At 38.1% G+C, this 19589-nt stretch carries 19 protein-coding genes and 1 riboswitch; of the genes, 8 read left to right on the forward strand and 11 right to left on the reverse strand.

What is annotated here, in order from left to right:
- Window positions 1-192: 192 nt before the first annotated feature.
- From HPC41_RS01880 to HPC41_RS01905, 6 genes are all read right to left on the reverse strand, one after another.
- Complete coding sequence (locus HPC41_RS01880; protein WP_172392298.1) at window positions 193-1827, reverse strand: pyruvate dehydrogenase complex dihydrolipoamide acetyltransferase; 1635 nt, start codon at window positions 1825-1827, stop codon at window positions 193-195.
- 29 nt (window positions 1828-1856) lie between these two features.
- On the reverse strand, window positions 1857-2852 hold the full coding sequence (pdhA, locus tag HPC41_RS01885; protein WP_172392299.1) for a pyruvate dehydrogenase (acetyl-transferring) E1 component subunit alpha: 996 nt from the start codon (window positions 2850-2852) through the stop codon (window positions 1857-1859).
- Between the two features lie 242 nt (window positions 2853-3094).
- Complete coding sequence (gene hisS, locus HPC41_RS01890; RefSeq protein WP_172392300.1) at window positions 3095-4477, reverse strand: histidine--tRNA ligase; 1383 nt, start codon at window positions 4475-4477, stop codon at window positions 3095-3097.
- A gap of 56 nt (window positions 4478-4533) precedes the next feature.
- Window positions 4534-5274, reverse strand: coding sequence for a ribonuclease III (rnc, locus tag HPC41_RS01895; RefSeq protein WP_172392301.1), 741 nt, complete (start codon window positions 5272-5274; stop codon window positions 4534-4536).
- Between the two features lie 84 nt (window positions 5275-5358).
- Window positions 5359-6612 carry a beta-ketoacyl-ACP synthase II gene (fabF, locus tag HPC41_RS01900; RefSeq protein WP_172392302.1) on the reverse strand — a complete coding sequence of 418 codons (1254 nt, stop codon included), beginning with the start codon at window positions 6610-6612 and terminating at the stop codon, window positions 5359-5361.
- A 27-nt stretch (window positions 6613-6639) separates the two neighbouring features.
- Window positions 6640-6876 (reverse strand): acyl carrier protein, encoded by a 237-nt coding sequence (locus tag HPC41_RS01905; protein ID WP_028070665.1) that lies wholly within the window; start codon window positions 6874-6876, stop codon window positions 6640-6642.
- Between the two features lie 287 nt (window positions 6877-7163).
- On the opposite strand from HPC41_RS01905, the gene HPC41_RS01910 reads away from it, so the two are divergent.
- Complete coding sequence (locus HPC41_RS01910) at window positions 7164-7658, forward strand: IPExxxVDY family protein (protein WP_288813155.1); 495 nt, start codon at window positions 7164-7166, stop codon at window positions 7656-7658.
- Between the two features lie 135 nt (window positions 7659-7793).
- Window positions 7794-9221, forward strand: a complete 1428-nt coding sequence (gene pyk / locus HPC41_RS01915; protein WP_172392303.1) for a pyruvate kinase — start codon at window positions 7794-7796, stop codon at window positions 9219-9221.
- Window positions 9222-9252: 31 nt separating this feature from the next.
- Here the strand turns inward: pyk and HPC41_RS01920 are convergent, their stop codons facing one another.
- Entirely contained in the window at window positions 9253-9549 is a 297-nt protein-coding gene (locus HPC41_RS01920; RefSeq protein ID WP_172392304.1) for a hypothetical protein, read from the reverse strand.
- A 214-nt stretch (window positions 9550-9763) separates the two neighbouring features.
- On the opposite strand from HPC41_RS01920, the gene HPC41_RS01925 reads away from it, so the two are divergent.
- From HPC41_RS01925 to metE, 3 genes are all read left to right on the forward strand, one after another.
- Window positions 9764-11593 (forward strand): sensor histidine kinase, encoded by a 1830-nt coding sequence (locus HPC41_RS01925; RefSeq protein ID WP_172392305.1) that lies wholly within the window; start codon window positions 9764-9766, stop codon window positions 11591-11593.
- 54 nt (window positions 11594-11647) lie between these two features.
- Window positions 11648-12337 (forward strand): response regulator transcription factor, encoded by a 690-nt coding sequence (locus HPC41_RS01930; RefSeq protein WP_172392306.1) that lies wholly within the window; start codon window positions 11648-11650, stop codon window positions 12335-12337.
- Window positions 12338-12488: 151 nt separating this feature from the next.
- Window positions 12489-12591, forward strand: a riboswitch (SAM riboswitch).
- 75 nt (window positions 12592-12666) lie between these two features.
- Window positions 12667-14979, forward strand: coding sequence for a 5-methyltetrahydropteroyltriglutamate--homocysteine S-methyltransferase (gene metE, locus HPC41_RS01935; protein WP_172392307.1), 2313 nt, complete (start codon window positions 12667-12669; stop codon window positions 14977-14979).
- Window positions 14980-15066: 87 nt separating this feature from the next.
- On the opposite strand, the gene HPC41_RS01940 is transcribed toward metE, so the two are convergent.
- Window positions 15067-15573, reverse strand: coding sequence for a tetratricopeptide repeat protein (locus tag HPC41_RS01940; protein WP_172392308.1), 507 nt, complete (start codon window positions 15571-15573; stop codon window positions 15067-15069).
- Window positions 15574-15991: 418 nt separating this feature from the next.
- On the opposite strand from HPC41_RS01940, the gene HPC41_RS01945 reads away from it, so the two are divergent.
- The gene (locus tag HPC41_RS01945) at window positions 15992-16573 is read left to right on the forward strand and encodes a helix-turn-helix domain-containing protein (protein WP_172392309.1); all 582 of its coding nucleotides are present in this window, start codon (window positions 15992-15994) and stop codon (window positions 16571-16573) included.
- Window positions 16574-16742: 169 nt separating this feature from the next.
- On the opposite strand, the gene HPC41_RS01950 is transcribed toward HPC41_RS01945, so the two are convergent.
- Window positions 16743-17099 carry a hypothetical protein gene (locus HPC41_RS01950; protein WP_172392310.1) on the reverse strand — a complete coding sequence of 119 codons (357 nt, stop codon included), beginning with the start codon at window positions 17097-17099 and terminating at the stop codon, window positions 16743-16745.
- A gap of 183 nt (window positions 17100-17282) precedes the next feature.
- On the opposite strand from HPC41_RS01950, the gene HPC41_RS01955 reads away from it, so the two are divergent.
- Complete coding sequence (locus HPC41_RS01955; RefSeq protein ID WP_172392311.1) at window positions 17283-17678, forward strand: single-stranded DNA-binding protein; 396 nt, start codon at window positions 17283-17285, stop codon at window positions 17676-17678.
- 70 nt (window positions 17679-17748) lie between these two features.
- On the opposite strand, the gene HPC41_RS01960 is transcribed toward HPC41_RS01955, so the two are convergent.
- Together HPC41_RS01960 and HPC41_RS01965 are read right to left on the reverse strand one after the other, a co-directional pair.
- Window positions 17749-18156 carry a hypothetical protein gene (locus HPC41_RS01960; RefSeq protein ID WP_172392312.1) on the reverse strand — a complete coding sequence of 136 codons (408 nt, stop codon included), beginning with the start codon at window positions 18154-18156 and terminating at the stop codon, window positions 17749-17751.
- 289 nt (window positions 18157-18445) lie between these two features.
- Window positions 18446-19105, reverse strand: coding sequence for a helix-turn-helix domain-containing protein (locus HPC41_RS01965; RefSeq protein ID WP_172392313.1), 660 nt, complete (start codon window positions 19103-19105; stop codon window positions 18446-18448).
- Window positions 19106-19196: 91 nt separating this feature from the next.
- Here HPC41_RS01965 and HPC41_RS01970 point away from each other — a divergent pair, with 91 nt between their 5' ends.
- Window positions 19197-19586, forward strand: coding sequence for a YbjN domain-containing protein (locus HPC41_RS01970; RefSeq protein WP_172392314.1), 390 nt, complete (start codon window positions 19197-19199; stop codon window positions 19584-19586).
- The last annotated feature ends 3 nt before the right edge of the window (window positions 19587-19589 follow it).

Here is a 19589-nt window from a genome sequence, read left to right on the forward strand (position 1 = left end):
CATACGATTTATTCACCGCAATTATCTCATGTCTGCACTAAATGAATGTGTATTCTCTTTGATTTTTAATAAAGAACCTAGTGTAAAGATAATAATGCTAAAATGAAGATTTTAGTATAAAAAAACGAATTTTTAGCACAAAAAAAGCCACTTTATTTCTAAAGTGGCTAATATTTTATTGGTTTATAAAATCTATGCTAATAATCTAACTGGATTTTCAACCAAAGCTTTTAAAGTCTGTAAGAATGCAGCACCTGTTGCACCATCAACCACGCGGTGATCACAGCCCAAAGTTACTTTCATTACGTTACCGGGAACTACAGCACCATTTTTCACAACAGGAACCGCCTGGATAGCTCCTACAGAAAGGATAGCTCCATCAGGAGAATTAATGATAGATGTAAATTCGTCAATTCCGAACATACCTAGGTTAGAAACCGTAAAGGTAGATCCTTCCCAATCTGCCGGTTGCAATTTCTTCGCTTTCGCTTTTTGAGCAAAATCTTTCACCTCAGCAGAAATATGCGATAATGATTTACCATCCGCAAAACGTACGACAGGAACTAACAAGCCATCTTCAACAGCCATAGCAACACCGATGTTGGTATGTTCGTTGAAACGGATTTTATCTCCCTGCCATGAAGAATTCACAGCTGGGTGTTTTTTCAATGCTACGGCAACAGCTTTCACAACGATGTCATTGAAAGACACTTTTACTGGTGCGATCTCATTAATTTGAGCACGGGCCGCCATGGCATTATCCATATCAATAGACACTGTCAAATAGAAATGCGGCGCAGTGAACAATGACTCAGCCAAACGACGTGCAATTGTCTTACGCATTTGGTTGACAGGTTTCTCTGTATAACGTTCTTCACCGACATACGTAGGTAAAGTAATTGCTTTTGTTTCTGTTGCAGGCGCATCAGCAGCTTTTGTTTCAGCTGGTTTAGCTGTAGCCGGAACAAAAGATTCCACATCTTTTTTCACGATACGACCACCATCGGCTGAACCTTTTATATCACTCAAGTTAATACCCTTTTCCTTTGCAATCTTACGTGCCAAAGGTGAAGCTTTCACACGAGAGTCGTCGCTAGTAGCAGATGAAACCGGGGCAGCAGTTGCAGCCGGAGCGGAATCAGCTTTAGGAGCAGCTTCCGCAGTATCTGTTTTCGCTGGAGCAGATTTTTGATTTAACAAAGGTGTAATATCAGTGCCAGCAGGACCAACAATTGCTATAATATCATTTACTTTTGCAGCTTCTCCAGCTTCAAGACCGACATATAACAATGTACCATCTGCATAAGCTGTAACTTCCATTGTTGCTTTATCTGTTTCGACATCAGCAATAGCATCATCCGATTTAATCGTATCACCGACTTTGAAGTTCCATTGTGCGATAACCCCTTCCTTCATCGTATCACTCAACAATGGCATTGTAATTACAGTACATCCCAATTCCTCAGGAGTTACGTTGCTAGCCGAAGATTCTGAACCAGAAACTTCTTCTACTTTTTTTTCTTCGGTTTTTTCCGGTGCTTTTTCAGCGGCTGGAGCGTCTCCACTCAACAAAGCCTGAAAATCTTCACCAGGTTCTCCCAAAACAGCGATAACAGCATCTATAGCTACTGCTTCACCTTCTTTCGGGCCAATATATAAAAGTGTACCTTCTTGGTAAGACTCAAAGTCCATTGTAGCTTTATCCGTTTCGATTTCAGCTACCAGATCACCAGAATTTACTTTATCACCAACTTTTTTGTGCCATTTTGCGATGACCCCTTCGGTCATTGTATCGCTCATTTTCGGCATTCTTACTACTTCAGCCATTCTGTATTATATTATCAAGTTAAAGAGTATTAATCTAAAATAAATGGATAGTCTTGTTGTACATAGACATCTTTGTACAATTCATCAGCATCTGGATATGGAGATTCCTCCGCAAATTTCACTGACTCTTCAACTACTTTCTTCACGTCAGCTTCAACCTCAGCAAACCAAGCATCATCTGCATAGTTATTTTCCAAAATAGCGTGTTTAGTAGACAATACTGGATCACGGTCTTTATACGCTTCCAATTCCTCTTTTGTACGATATTTTGCAGGATCAGACATCGAGTGTCCTTTGTAACGGTAAGTACGGATTTCTAAGAATGTAGGGCCTTCGCCAGCACGGGCACGTTGAACAGCTTCGTCCATTGCGTTGTGTACAGCCACAACATCCATTCCATCTACCGGAGCAGAAGGCATATCAAAACCTAAGCCCATTTTGTAAATATCTTGCATATTGGTCGTACGTTGTACAGAAGTACCCATCGCATAACCGTTGTTTTCACAAACGAAGATAACAGGAAGTTTCCATAACATCGCCATGTTAAGTGTTTCGTTGAATGCACCTTGACGTACAGCTCCATCGCCCATATAACAGATATTTACATTATCTGTACCAAGATATTTCTCAGCAAATGCAATGCCAGCACCTAAAGGAATCTGACCCCCGACAATACCATGGCCACCCATGAATTTATGTTCTTTAGAAAAGAAGTGCATAGAGCCTCCTTTACCTTTTGAACAACCTGTGATCTTTCCATATAATTCAGCCATACAAGCATTTGCAGAAACGCCTTTAGCCAAAGCGTGGGCGTGATCACGATAAGCAGTGATTAAAGAATCTTCAGGTTTGATAACCGACATCGTCCCAGCGACTACTGCCTCTTGTCCTATGTACAAGTGACAGAAACCACGAATCTTTTGCTGTCCGTAAAGTTGACCTGCTTTTTCTTCAAACTTACGCATAAGTAACATAGACTTATACCACTCCAAATATGTCTCTTTTGTTATAGGTGTTGAACTCATTTCAAAGTTTTGATTTTCTTACAATTCTAGACTACAAATCTAATAATTTTGGATGAATTTCCTTGGTCAAAAATCAATTTTATTTCTACTTTAAGACACTTCTAAGACATTTGATTTAAAGTATATAGCATTTTTTAACAAATAAATGAACGGCACAATCAAATAAATCAAAAACTTATGAAATAAAAAAGCCAAAGGACTTAATAATCATTTGGCTTAATCTATTTTATACAAATTATTTACTAACGAAGTTTTTGGATAAGCTCGTTTTCCGTAACCTTCACCTGCTCCCCACTTTCCATGTCCTTGAGGGACAATTCACCCGAGGAGACCTCTTCTTCACCAACCAATAGGACATAAGGTATGCCCTTCCCATCAGCATACCCCATTTGCTTTTTCAGCTTCACTGGCGCAGGATATAATTCTACTGCAATATTTTCTTTACGAAGTTTATTGAGCAAACTCAATGTATAGGTTTCAAGTTGTTTATCAAAATTAATGATCAAAAGCTTAGTAGAATCCGCTTTGCCCGTTGGAAATAAATTCAGTTCTTCCAATACGTCGTATATACGATCAGCACCAAAGGAAACACCTACACCTGTCAGTCCCTTCAGACCAAACATGCCTGTAAGATCATCATAGCGTCCACCGCCACCTATACTTCCCATGGTAACTTCATTTGTTTTCACCTCAAAGATACAACCTGTATAGTAATTCAGACCTCTGGCTAATGTAATATCCAAGTCCACAATACGGGTCAATAATTCAGTATTGGTGCCCAACTTGGCAATATACTCAAAGACCTCCTCAATTTCTGCAACTCCAGTTAAGCCAATGGAAGATGCTGCTAAGACAGATTTTAGCGAAGAAAGCTTCTCCTCATTTGAGCCCTCCAATAAGATGATAGGTTTCAACAGGTTTAAATCAGCTTCGGTAAAGCCTTTTTCAAGCAACTCTTTATTGACGCCATCAAGACCGATCTTATCCAATTTGTCAATAGCGACCGTCATATCGACAATAAGCTCCGGTTTTCCAATAATTTCCGCAATACCGGAAAGGATCTTCCGGTTATTGATTTTAATATTAAAATCCTTCAACCCAAAATGCTCAAAAGCTTCCTGATAAATCAGCACAAATTCCGCCTCATTCAATAAACTTTCCGAGCCCACCACATCCACATCACATTGATAAAATTCTCGGTATCGCCCTCTTTGCGGGCGGTCTGCACGCCAAACAGGTTGTACCTGAAAACGCTTAAACGGTAGAGAGATATCATTTTGATGCATTACAACGTAACGCGCAAAAGGCACCGTCAGATCATATCGAAGCGCTTTTTCACTGATATGTGGGATTAGTTTATTCGAATTTTTATCATGAAGTAGATTATCCGGAGCTTTTGCCAAATAATCTCCAGAATTGAGGATCTTAAAGATCAATTTATCGCCCTCATCACCGTATTTACCGGTTAAGGTTGTTAAATTCTCAAATGAAGGGGTTTGTATTTCATTGTAACCATATTTTTTAAACACAGCTTTCAATGTGTCAAAAATATAATTACGTTTGATCATTTCGGAAGGCGAAAAATCTCGGGTTCCTTTCGCCAAAGAAGGTTTTACTACTGCCATATTTGGCAAAGTTAATATTTAGCGGCGTACTAAATACATTAAAGAATAAAAATCTCTTATTCTACTTCAAGAATTTTAAGAAATTCGCAGGCTTTTTCCGCAGCCAGCTTTTCAGCTGACTTTTTATTAAAATCACGGCCTAAGCCACATACCACCCCATCCACAACGGCCTCGATGCTAAACATTTTTGAAGATTCACCTTCTGGATTGTCCGTTTGCTGGAATAGGATTTCTTTTCCTGTATGCTGGCACCACTCGATCAACCGACTCTTGAAATTCGTCTCAGTTTGTTCCAATAATTGGATATCAACATGTGGTTTAATAATTCGGTTCAGCAAAAAACTTTTCGTAAATACATAGCCCTTGTCAAGGTACACCGCGCCGATCAATGCCTCAAAAGCATCACCTAATAGTGATCCCTGCTTATTTGGAAAGCTAATCATCCGGGCATCAAACTGTATCATTTCGTTGAATCCCAATTTTCTGGAAAGCTGATTCAGGTTTGCACGGCTGACAATTTTGGAACGCATTTCGGTCAGGAAACCTTCGTCTTTATACGGGTATTTCTTGAATAACAATTCGGCAACGACCGAACCTAAAACAGCATCACCCAAGAATTCCAAACGTTCATTACTGTTCTTCGCCCCTTCTTTGATCGTTACCGCAACAGACTTATGTCTGAATGCCATCTTGTACAAATGCACATTCCCGGGAATAAAACCAAGTAGGTTTTTTAGTTTCCTAACATATTCCCGATCCGGTGAAACATATAACTTGTATATCCTTGAAAAAGGCATCTCATCTAAAAATAAGGCGACAAGTTCTAATTAAAGAACCTGTCGCTAGCTCATATTACCAAACCATGTTTGAAGGATCAAACATTAAGCTTTATATTTTTTTACAATCACGGTAGCGTTATGCCCACCGAATCCAAATGTATTACTCAACGCTGCATTAACGATACGTTTTTGCGCTTTATTGAATGTAAAATTCAATTTATTATCAATTTCCGGATCGTCTGTGAAGTGATTAATTGTCGGTGGGACAATATCATTTTGCACAGCCAAGATAGAAGCAATAGTCTCTATCGCCCCTGCAGCACCCAAAAGGTGTCCCGTCATTGATTTAGTTGAACTGATATTCAATTGATATGCGTGTTCACCAAACAGGTCAACAATAGCTTTCGTTTCACTGATATCGCCGACCGGTGTCGATGTTCCATGGACATTGATGTAATCAATATCCGAGAAATCCATACCTGCATCATTGACAGCCATTGTCATTGCCAATTTAGCGCCCAACCCTTCCGGATGCGAAGCTGTGATATGATGCGCATCAGCACTCATTCCACCACCGGCAATCTCTGCATAGATTTTTGCACCACGTGCTAAGGCATGTTCTAAGCTTTCTAAGATCAAGGCACCTGAACCTTCTCCCGAAACAAAACCGTCTCTGTCTTTATCAAAAGGGCGAGAAGCTGTTTTGGGATCATCATTTCTTGTAGACAAAGCATGCATAGCATTGAATCCACCGATTCCAGCTTCGTTGACTGTCGCTTCTGATCCACCGGTAACAATAACATCTGCTTTTCCCATACGAATATAGTTGAAAGCATCAATCATTGCATTGGTAGCAGAGGCACAGGCCGACACTGCCGAAAAGTTAGGACCACGAAGGCCATGACGCATTGAAATATGTCCTGGAGCAATATCAACGAGCATCTTAGGAATAAAGAAAGGATTGAAACGTGGTGTTCCATCCCCTTTTGCAAAGTTGGCAACTTCTTCTGTGAAAGTTGTCAACCCACCAATTCCTGAGCCCCAAATCACTCCGATACGATTTGTATCTAATTTTTCAAAATCTAAGCCAGCATCTTTAATTGCCTCATCAGTAGACGCAATTGCATACTGTACAAAAGGATCGACTTTACGAGCTTCCTTACGATCCATAAAATCATGTGGATCAAACCCCTTTACCTCACACGCAAACTGAGTTTTGAATTTTGACGCATCAAAATGCGTAATAGGAGCAGCTCCGCTTACACCATTTATTAATCCCTCCCAGTAAGCTGAGACGGTATTACCAATTGGTGTAAGGGCGCCTAATCCTGTTACTACTACTCTTTTAAGCTCCATTTATTACGATTAGCCTAATTAAATTAGTTAGTTAACGTTTTTTTCTAAATAAGCGATTGCTTGACCAACAGTACCAATAGTTTCTGCTTGATCATCAGGAATAGCAACGTTGAATTCTTTTTCAAACTCCATGATCAACTCAACAGTGTCAAGTGAATCAGCACCTAAATCATTAGTGAATGAAGCTTCTGGTGTTACTTCGTTTTCGTCTACACCTAATTTTTCAACGATAATTGCTTTTACTCTTGAAGCGATATCTGACATGATTTTATAGTTTAATTGTTTAATAAATCTGTGCAAAGAAAAATAAATTTCATCAAAATTCAAACCTAAATCGATATTAAGATGAAAGTCACCATGTTAGGCGACCGAACTTATTCGCGTCTTATACTAGCTAACCCACTCTATATTAACTTAGTTCAAGTATAACAAAAATTATTTTGTATTCCAAACACTCAGCTAATTAACTCAAATTTTACACAAAAAGTATATTCCTACCTTAAAATTATTAGTACCTTCGTTCGTATAAGAACATATATTTTAGGAAAAAAGTGGTCAATAAGTTAGTAGCAAGGTTAGATATGGACATGGATGAAGAGTTAGATTTCACCCTACTCGCCATCACCTGCCCACTGAAAGATTACCGTCTCTGCCATTTTATCAACAAAGTGACAAATTTGGATTTTTCCAGAGGCAAAGAGAGCAAATATGATCACGATGGCCGTCCAAAAAATAAATCAGAAGAAGAGCTTGAATATCATATCATCTTTGATGCTAAGAAAAAAATAAGCTACCACTTCACCGCTTTTCATTACCTCAGTCCTGATTCGGATACAGAGTATTTTCTCATTAATAACAAAAGTATTGAGGGAACCTTTTTAATTCCCGAAAATCCCCATTTTGATTTCTTCGTCATCATTAAAAATTACATCTGTGAAGACGATGTCGAATATATAATCAAAAGGATCAGCAAATTACCAGAGGTGGTCATCGCAAAAGAAATATCTCCAAAAATATTGAAATCTAAAGAAAATCTCATATTTTAGCAGACTGTAGGTTAGTGTAGCAAATACACCCAACTTAAAATCTAAATTAAGTCGATTTAGTTTTTACAAAAGACAACAATACGGCTTGCTGTTTGTTGTCATAATTGAAGAACATTAAAAATACAAAATAAACAGATGGAAAAAGTTCAAAAAAGGACTAAAATTGTCGCAACATTAGGCCCTGCTTCGGCAGACAAACAAGTTTTGACCAACATGATTGCCAAAGGGGTTGATGTGTGCCGGTTGAATTTCTCTCATGGCAGCCAGGCAGATCACCTTAAGGTAATCGAAACCATAAATGCAATAAATAATGAAACCGGATTCAATGTTGCCATCTTAGCCGACTTACAAGGTCCAAAGATTCGGATCGGAAAAATGAAAGAAGGCGGTGCTGTTCTCGTCAATGGTTCAAAAGTAGAAATCACAACACATGAACTCATTGGAGATGAAAACAGAATCTACATTACATACGAAAACTTTCCAAACGATGTTGAAGCCAACGAAATCATATTACTTGATGACGGAAAACTTCAACTTCGTGTTTTAGAGACCAACCATAAAGACACTGTTACCTGTGAAGTAGTGCATGGCGGTGTTCTTACTTCACGTAAAGGCGTAAACTTACCAAACACAAAAGTATCCATTCCTTCCTTGACTGAAGAAGATTTAGATAACTTAAACTTTGCATTGGACCACGGAGCTGACTGGATTGCAATGTCATTCGTTCGTTCGGCAGAAGATATTGCACAATGTAAAGAAATTATTGCTGCAAAAGGAAGCCATGCACGTGTAATCGCGAAAGTAGAAAAACCTGAAGCAATCGAAAACATCGATGCCATCATCGAAGCTACCGATGCTGTTATGGTTGCTCGTGGTGACTTGGGTGTTGAACTTCCAATGGAAGAGGTACCGGGACTTCAAAAGATCATTGTACAAAAATGTAGAGACCTTTCAAAACCTGTCATTATCGCTACACAAATGCTGGAAAGCATGATTACTACACCCCGCCCTACACGTGCGGAAGTAAACGATGTTGCCAACTCAGTATTGGATGGTGCAGATGCAGTGATGTTAAGTGGAGAGACTTCGGTAGGTGAATTCCCAGAGATCGTGATCGAAACAATGAGCAAGATTATTATCCACGTGGAACAAACTTCTTATCCTTATTATAATGAGAAAGTTAGTGAAATTCACGATGGAACCCTTATTCCAGACGCTATTTGCGCTTCTTCAGTATATCTTGCTCAAAAAACTAATGCTTCGGCAATCGCTGTATTAACCTCTTCGGGAGCAACGGCATTTGAAATTACAAGTTATAGACCAAATGTAGATATTTTGGTGTTTACAGGCACGCAGACACTTCTGAAACAGTTGAGTTTGCTTTGGGGCGTAAAAACATTCATTTACGACAAATTCGAAAGTACAGATGGCTCTATCCATGATGTCAATAGATTTATCGTAAAAAACAACTACGTTACACCAGGATCAATTATCATTAACACAGCCTCTACACCGTTAATTGAAAAAGGCAAAACAAATACAATCCGCGTTTCTCAGCTATAAGAAATAGGATCATAATAAGGAAGGCATTCTCTTAACGCGAATGCCTTTCTTTTTTTAAACTATCTTCCAATAGCTTAAACCTTAATGAGTCACGCTGTGATTTTTTTCTCTTGGGTATTTTCTCTGTCCCCGGCATAGGCGCTAGACTATCCAGCTTTTTGAATTTCTGAACGGGCATATTATACTTTGCTGAGGCCGTATCTAATCCCAGAACGGGCATCTTGGAGTGTTTATCCTGTAATAAAGGACGGTACTCTTTTTGCTTAATTTGACCAATGGCAATTCCCACTGTAAAAGATAATGCCAATGATAATACATAAGTTTTCATAACATAATCTATTTTAACTCCTAATTTACAATAACATAACCAAGATTTAAAGCAATTGCTGTTAAACATTGTTAAAACAGCTTCAAAACAAGTTAGCATCTTTATATTTGTAACAGTTCAAGTAAACAACGATATTGGTTAAGAGAATAGCCCTGCAATTCAGTGTTTATGGGCTGATGCCCTTGAGAATATTCATTTGCAAAACATAACTTAAATGAAGAAAAATAGTATTGTATTAATCATTGGACTGATGTCTTTGGCGTTGATTGGGGTATTGGCCATGCAATTCTATTTTCTGCGGGATTCCTATCGTCAAAAATCCCAGCTTTTTGATGAATCAGTCAATGCTGCACTTACAGCTGTTGCGGGGAAGCTCGAGCGTCGTGAGGTCGTAGATTTCGCCAAGGTACAACAAGAACGTAATATCGAAAAGTCCAAACGCGAGCAAGCTAAACAACAGCAATTGACAGAGCAGCTCCAGCTTCAAACCCAAATTGAAAATCTTAGGGCCAAGCTGGATCAAATCTATCAAAAGTACAAACTTGAAGAAGATAGATTAAAGGCAACCTATCCAAACATTATTAACATTGAAAATTGGTTCTACGAGACTTACGTCAAAAGAACCCAATATCAGGATCTCGTTGAAATCAATATTGTCAAAACGCCAACAAATGGGCTATATTATCAAGAGGATGTTATTGTTTCAGCGACAAAAACAATTCCTCGTATCGAAGCTAAAGACGACAGCACGCGATTTTTGATCGTACATATCGATGATTTTAAGCGGCTACTTGGCAAGAGTATCGTAGCACTCCCGCCAAGATCCAATCCTAAGCTATCCAAACGAATTTTTGAACTAGAAACCAAATTAAACAGGCTTTCCAAAAAAAATGCAGGCTATGGTTTCAATGTTTATGACTCCGTCGCGATGCTTGGCGGCAAAAAAGCCGACTACATCGAAGACGTCGCCATCGGAATGGAACTTGCCAAAAGACCATTAAAGGATCGATTAAACGTTATTATCGTTCAAGAACTCCTGAAGGAAGAATTGGCTCAACGTGATATCAAAGTACCGTTTAATATTGAAATATGGAGCACAAGCAATATTTTGCTAAATAATATTCTCAACGAAGCGGAATTAAACACTCCTAAAAACACCACAAAATATTCCACAGCGCTATTTAAAGGCGATATTGGCGCTGCTCCGGGAAAGTTAACCATATACTTTCCAAATAAAAAAGCAATCATAGCGGACAACATGGGCTATTTGTTACTCCCTATGCTAGCGCTACTGTTCCTTTTGGTCGGATGTTTTGCCTATACACTTATTATTATCTTCAGACAAAAGAAAGTGTCTGAAATGAAAACCGATTTCATCAACAACATGACACATGAGTTTAAAACCCCAGTGGCTACGATCATGATTGCCAGTGAATCGCTCAAGGACCCTGATATCAATGCGGACCACAATCGTGTGCAGAAACTCGCCAATATCATCTACGATGAGAATGTTCGCCTTGGAAATCATATCGAACGTGTATTAGATCTAGCAAAACTTGAGAAAGAAACCCTAAAACTTGACCGTGACGATGTACATATTAATGACCTCGTTTCAGCAGTGACAGACAGTATGCAATTACGTATGCAGAATATAGGCGGGCAATTCAGTGTTGACCTTGCAGCAACAAAAGATATCGTTGTGGGGGATGAACTGCATTTTTCAAACGTGTTTTACAACCTATTGGATAATGCGATTAAGTATAGTAAAGGAGATCTACATGTGAATATTAATTCCAAAAATGTTGGCGATAATATTGTTATCACCATTGCTGACAACGGAATCGGAATGAGCCGGGATCACCTACAAAAGATATTCGATCAATTTTATCGCATTCCTACCGGAAATGTCCACAATGTTAAAGGCTTTGGCCTGGGCCTCAGTTATGTCCAGGATATATTGAGAAGACTTAATGGAAGGATCACTGTAAAAAGTGAAAAAGATAAGGGCACAACCTTCGAAGTAATTTTGCCCGTAAAAAAATAACACGTTCCTTTTTTGTATATTCAAGGAACATTAGTGAAAATTAATAGATTCATTATGCAAAAGATATTATTAGCAGAAGATGATCCCAATTTGGGGGATCTTTTAAAGGATTATCTCGAATTAAAGGGAAAATTTGACGTTACACTCTGTACAGATGGTGAAGAAGCCGTTTCCCAGTTCAAAAAAAATGATTATGACTTATGCATTTTTGATGTCATGATGCCTAAAAAAGACGGTTTTACCGTAGGCCGTGAAATCAGAAAAACAAATAGCACAGTACCGATTATCTTTGCCACTGCAAAGGGCATGATGGAAGACAAGACTGAAGCATTTGAATTAGGTGGGGATGATTATATTACTAAACCATTCCGTGTTGAGGAGCTACTTCTTCGGATAAATGCTTTATTGAAACGAAGTGTCAGAGATAAAGAAGACGAAGTAGTTGCAGATAAGTTTGAAATTGGAGATTACTTCTTTGACTATACAAGCCAACAAATTTCCTATAAGGGTCAGATGCAAAAACTATCAACCAAAGAGGCCGAGTTACTTCGTTTGCTCTGTTTAAAAAAGAATGATGTATTGACCCGTGAAGAAGCTTTATTGAAAATATGGCATGACGACAATTATTTCACGGGAAGAAGTATGGACGTATTTCTTAGCAAACTTCGGAAATATTTAAAAGAAGATAGCAAGGTCGAAATCGTCAACGTCCATGGAAAAGGTTACAAACTCTTGGTGAGCTAAAGGCGATGGGGTGGAATACTAATTATCGATTTCACCCTGCTTTCCAATGAAAAGAAAGAAATAAAACATTTCTATCCTTAGTAGAATATAAAAAATAAATGCACTTTTATATAAAATTTGCATATCAAAAAAAAATGTGCTAACTTAGCGTCGCTTATAGAGAAAGGCAGAGGGAATAGACCCGATGAAGCCTTAGCAACCTGTCCCTTGACAAGGTGCTAAATTCTACCCTACACGATAGGGAATGATAAGCCGAAGTCACCGAATTCTAGTGTGTCCTTCTCTCTAGCAAGAAATATAGTTGAAAAAGAAATATTAAAAACATTATTATGTTATTGACTAACAATTTAGGTTACCCTCGTGTGGGCGCGTTCCGCGAATTGAAAAAAGCCAATGAGGCCTATTGGGCTAAAAAATCTTCTGTTGAGGAATTATTGGACACAGCAAAAAAGATTCGTGAAGGCAATTGGAAAACACAAAAAGATGCTGGAATAGATTTGATCCCTTCCAATGACTTCTCTTTTTATGATCAAGTATTGGATTTAACCCTTACTGTTGGTGCTATTCCTGCTCGTTATCATTCTTTATTGAATAAAGTTGACAACAACTACAGCTTAGACTTATATTTTGCTATGGCCCGCGGTTTCCAGCAAGAAGGAATTGACGTGACTGCAATGGAAATGACCAAGTGGTTGGATACCAATTACCACTATATGGTTCCCGAATTCACAAAGGACCAAGAATTCAAATTGACTTCCGAGAAATTCTTGAACGAATACAACGAAGCGAAATCATTAGGTATTGAGACAAAACCAGTTTTACTTGGCCCAATCACTTACCTTTTGATCGGTAAAGAAAAAGAAGCTGGTTTCGACCGTATCGACCTATTGGACAAATTGGTTCCGGTGTATGAGCAAATCCTGTCTAAATTGGCAGAAGCTGGTGCACAATATGTTCAGATTGACGAACCTTTCTTGGCCTTGGATCTGGATGCAAAAGTAAAAGCATTATACCAACCTACTTTTGAGAAATTAGCTGCTGCTGCAAAAAATATCAAATTAATCGCTACTACTTACTTCGAAGCTTTAAAAGACAACGAAGATATCGCGGTTAACTTACCGATCCATGCTTTGCATTTGGATTTAGTACGTGGTGAAAACCAATTGGATACAGTTTTAGCTAAAGTTCCTGCTTCGTTGACATTATCTTTGGGTATTGTTGAGGGCCGTAACATCTGGAAAAATGATTATGAAAAATCATTGGTTAAAATCAAACAAGCGGTTGATGCATTGGGAAAAGACCGTATTTGGGTTGCCCCTTCCTCATCTTTGTTGCATGTTCCTTTTGATTTGGACAATGAGCACAATGAGCAATCATTACCTGCAGAAGTAAAAAACTGGTTAGCGTTCGCAAAACAAAAATTAGCAGAGGTAAAAGATCTAGCGATCTTAGCTGAAGGTGAAGTTGATGCCGAAACAGCAAAACGTTTTGAAGCAAACAAAGCTGCCGCCGAAAGCCGTCGTACTTCTCCATTGATCCACAAACCAGAAGTTAAAACACGTACAAGCAATATTACTGATGACGATGCTAAGCGTACATCGGTATTTGCTGACCGTAAAGCAGCACAACAAGCGAAGTTCAACTTGCCAGCATTCCCTACAACAACGATCGGTTCGTTCCCACAAACTAAAGATGTGCGTAAATGGAGAGCTGATTTGAAAAAAGGAGCGATCACACAAGAAGAATACGATAAAGCAATTGCTGAAGAAACTGAAAACACAATACGTCTTCAAGAACAATTGGATATCGACGTATTGGTTCACGGTGAATTCGAACGTAATGATATGGTTGAATATTTTGGCGAGCAATTGGCGGGATATGCATTCACTCAAAACGGTTGGGTACAATCCTACGGTTCCCGTTGTGTGAAACCTCCAATTATCTACGGAGATGTATACCGTCCACAAGATATGACTGTACGCTGGTCTTCTTACGCACAATCCTTGACAAACCGCCCGGTTAAAGGGATGTTGACTGGTCCTGTAACAATCTTACAATGGTCTTTCGTACGTAACGATCAACCACGTTCGACAACAACTTACCAAATCGCATTGGCAATCCTGGATGAAGTACAAGCTTTGGAAAAAGCAGGAATCAAAATCATCCAGATTGATGAACCAGCAATCCGTGAAGGCTTACCATTACGCAAAGCTGATCAAAAAGATTACCTGAACTGGGCAGTTCGTGCTTTCCGTGTATCTTCATCCAATGTAGAAGATGACACACAGATCCACACACACATGTGTTACTCTGAGTTCAACAATGTGATCGAAGATATCGCAGCAATGGATGCAGACGTAATCACAATTGAGACTTCACGTTCTCAGATGAAATTATTAAATGCATTCGCCGGTGATTTCAAATACCCGAACGATATCGGTCCGGGTGTATATGATATTCACTCCCCACGTGTACCAAGTAAAGATGAGATGGTAGACCTATTGCGCAAAGCAAAAGCAGTAGTTCCTGCGGAGCAGCTTTGGGTTAACCCAGACTGTGGCTTGAAGACACGCGCTTGGCCTGAAACTAAAGCCGCTTTAGAATCAATGGTTGATGCTGCGAAAATCTTAAGAGCAGAATAATTCTTAAACTATATTGATAAAAGCCCAAGATGAGATTTCATCTTGGGCTTATTTTTTGACCTTTTAACCGAAATAAGTATATTATCATTAATTACTTCGCTTTTTACTTGTCTTGCTCATTTCCTTTTTTCCCTTGATCCGATCTTCGATGGATTTTAAGGTTGAGGATAATTCGCTGCACATATTATCCAACTTGGCCATTTTGAGAACTTTTAAAGCCTTTTTATACTTCTTTAATTTCTCAAGCAACAGTACTTTCTTAATCAAGATTACTGTCAGGGCTATCCCGGGCAATGTCAATGCATATTTTATAGTCTTCTTTGCCGCCTCATAATCACCCATGTCAATCAAGGTCTGTATAAAATAAGGGTAAACTTCCAAGGCATTCACATTGTGAGTTAAAGCTTCCTGGAAATATTTCCTTGCCTGCTCATAATCCAATAGTTGTTCCGAATAAACCCGGCCCATTAAGCACAATGCCATGGTATTGGATTCGTCGTATGACAAGGCATAAGACAGGGATTCTAACGTATCCTCCAGATAATATGGATAATTATCCAGGGCCTGAAGGACATATTTATTCACTGAATTCATAAATTTTTTTAAACATGATCTGTATTAGGCTCCCGGTGACTAACTCCAGTCACACTAGGATACCATTTCTTTTTATCGGCTAGACCATTTCAAAATGGTCGTTGAGTTAAACATCACAATACGATGTCCTGTCCAAGCGCCAGTAAATTGTCTGGAAAAGAAGATTAGGAGAGTGCGGTATTCCGAAGAATATGCCCAAGGCTCTTCTTTGAGGACGAAGCTGGGTTTTTTATTGTTGCAAACATATTCTTCCGTTTTTTTAATTTATATTATTATTTTATTGATTACAAAGATTCAAAATATTTTTCATAATACAAAATATTTGATTATTAATAACTTACGAATCTGAAATATCATTGGCATATTATTGTCATATTGTTTTTTTTAAAATCATCAACCTTTTAACCATTTTCGTTTCATGGAAAGTCAAACAGTAAATCAACTTATCAAACAATCGAGAAAGCGCAAAGGACTGACACAACAAGATCTTGCTAATCAAGCCGGTCTATCTTTAAGAACGGTACAACGCATAGAAAAAGGAACGGAAGAGATCAGTGGTTTTAGTTTAAGACAAATCAGTCAGATTTTAGAAATTCCTTTAGAACAACTAATTATGCCAAATGTAAATCAAATCAGTATCGACAAAAACCAAAGCGGAAGCATAAAGGCCCTTTATCTAGCTTCCCTAACTTTTCTGGTCAACCCACTATTAGGCCTATTGGTGCCGGCCATTATGGGCTACACCAAGCAAAATAAAGATGCACAATACAGCAGGCATCTAAAAAAGATTATCATCATACATGCCACCGGTCTTTTATTTCTCGGAGCTTTTATAGGCTATCTCCTTGCAGCAGATTTTTTTCATTTCCGACTACCTTCGCCTTTACATTACATCTTTAAAAGCTGGCTTTTTCTACTCATCCCAATGTGCTATTATGCCGCGATTATCATCTTCACAATAGTAAACTATTTTAGAATAAAAGGATCCGATGTAAGTTGAGAATAACTAGTATTCAGTTTGCTCAGACCGAAGTTTCCCGGAAAGAGCATACTGGAAAATCCGTTACGTCAATAGTCTTTTTTCCAAAATTCAGTAGCATTCATTTCTACAAAGAATTATTGATATGAGAAGAAAGGCATTCATCGAAGGAATACGTTATTAATATGGATTAAAGCGGCTTTTTTTGAACAATCAATATCCAGTCATTTTCCAGAACAAGGTAACCCATCTCATAAATAAAACTATAGACCTGCCCCTTACTATTGGCAAATGTATGGGTATGGAATTTGAAATCAAAACCCTGTCTTTTTAGTTTCTCCCGCGGCACTTTTATCATCCCCTCGCCTTCTAATAGGTCCAACAAAATACGACGGTTTTTTCGCAGGATATTATTCACATTACGGATCAAATTGGTCTGATCGCTATTCAGTTTATTGTTATAAGCATTTCGACAAGAATCGTCACAAAAACGCTTATCCGATCTCCCCCGTATATTTTGCCCACATTCCAAACAGACTTTTTCCATGGTATTTAATCTAAGTTAAGCGACAACAAACGGTTACAACCGACTATAGTCGAATACAAATGGTAAACAGACGATTATAACCTCATCTCCTTTTCATCTTTGCTCAAGGTCATTCAACGCGATTAAAGGCTATGACCAATGACTAAAATAAGAATTATTAGAAACATTTAAAAATTACACAAAATGAGTACATTACGAAACAAAGTACAATTAATCGGTCATTTAGGGAATGATCCGGTCATCAAAACCACATCAACAGGAACTAGCTATTCTGTTTTACGTCTTGCTACAAATGATCTTTTCAAAAACAAGGCTGGTGAGTGGGTCGAAGAAGTGCAATGGCATACACTTGTCATTTGGGGAAACCAAAACAATACCATTGAAAAGAAATGTAGCCGCGGAACCAAGTTGATGGTCGAAGGAAAGCTCACCTATCGCAACTACGAAAGTGCTGACGGCGTGAAAAGATATATTACGGAGATTAAAGTCGAAAGCTTTTTGATTCTATCAGATCCAAGTGGATCAAAAGATGATGTCCCAGCATTACCAGAAGAGGAGGAGGACGATTTACCGTTCTGATTCAAAGATTTAAAAGAAAGTAGGACATCTCTTGTTGCCCTACTTTCTTTTAAATACCCTTATATCTAAATTATTTTGTTGCATTAGCAGTTAACTCTGCTGCCAACTTTTGAGCATACTCTGACCATAGCTTGGCATCTTCCGGTGTTAATTTAGAAGCAGCTGTTGCTGTTTTTGTAGCCCATTCTTGTTGTTTTCCAACCAATTCCTGCAGTTTGGTTGCATCTCCACTTTTTGCTGCAGCTACATACTCATTTACATATTTTGTATAATCGTCTGCCAACTGTTGCGCTTCTGGAGAACTAAATTTTGGAACTGCTGTCGTTGTTGTTGTTTCCGTAGTTGTTGTTTGCGCCACACCACCTTGTGTATCAGCCGTTGTGACTGTATCTTTTGTTTCTACTTTTTTGCTGTCCGCATTATTGCAAGAAGCAAAGAAAAGTGCAGCAATTGCCGCAGATAATGCCATTTTTTTCATCTGTATAAATTTGTTTTTTAAATTGTAATGAAGCGATCAGATTTATTCACTCCAAAAAGGATTGAATAAATTATGAAGGGTTCATGAAACGAATAAGTTTATAATAAATTAAAATTATTTACCTACTTAAAATTGAATTATTTTAATTCATAATCCAAATATTTTTTTTCATAAAAAACAAGTAAATTGTAAAAATCTGCAATTTGACTGTTCCATTTGCATTTAAACATCGGAAATCACCACCATATAAAAATATGATTGTAACAAAAACATAGATCTGGGTAATTGCCTATATTCGCTCGAATTTACCATACAATTTCCAAAAATTCCCTTTCTCGGACAATATAAAGTCGACTTTTTTCCAGGCGTTTAACACCAGACTTATTTCCCGCTCCTCCGTCACATATTTTCCAATAAAGAATTCCTCCGCTGAAAAACACAATCCAAAGGCGTTATTTAACGTATGTAAACTTTCAATATCAATTTCTTCAAAAAACAGAATTGAGCGCGGTGCTACAATGAAATCACCCGGTGCGGGTATAGCATCCATATATTCCATCGCAATAAAACGGTTGCGGCTCTGCAACGGAAACTCAATGACTGGAAGCTCATTCAATTTTGATACATAAGTACAGGCATCGAGCAAGGCCTCCCGTTCCAATAACGGAACCTGTGCCAATCGCTTGCCCTCCACCGCAGGCGTATCGGGCTGAAAATAATCGTTAAAATTGAGAATCTCATTAACGGAAAGATTTTTTTCAATCAAATGCTGCACAGGAATGCCAAAATAATTTGCAATTTTTAGAACAATCTCTATTTTTGGTTCGGCACGCATCTCTTCGTAAGATGAAATATTCCCCCTGGTAAGATTAAAAACATCTCCAAAAGCCTGCTGACTCAATCCTTTCACCTTTCTCAGCTTTTTTATATTATTCCCGACGTTACTCATTTTAAAAAAAAATTAATTTTTTCTTGCAAAATATTTTTGCAATTTACTATCTTTATGCAAAGAATATGTGCAATATATAAAAAACTTGATTATGTACTTCTCAAAAATTGAAAATTATATCGCCAACATCGGTTATAATATTACCCATAAGGATGAAAAAGAAGGTGTCTTTGTAATTGAAAACGAAGATGATGGTATTCGCAATCTCATTGTGGGTATAGCACAACCCATCGTAATTTTCGAGCAGTATCTATTTACCATAAACAACGAGAACATGGACATGCTCAGATCGTTGCTCATAAAAAATAGAGATATCATACATGGCGGATTTGCCTTAACGGAGGATGGCAGAAAGGTCATATTCCGATATACTTTGCAGATACATAATCTGGATCAGAATGAATTTGATGCAGCCATCAATTCACTTAGTCTTTTGATCAGTGAATATTATAATCAGTTAATAAGTTTTTCAAAATTATAGAAT

This window comes from Sphingobacterium prati, from assembly GCF_013167215.1.
Classification (GTDB): Bacteria; Bacteroidota; Bacteroidia; order Sphingobacteriales; family Sphingobacteriaceae; genus Sphingobacterium; species Sphingobacterium prati.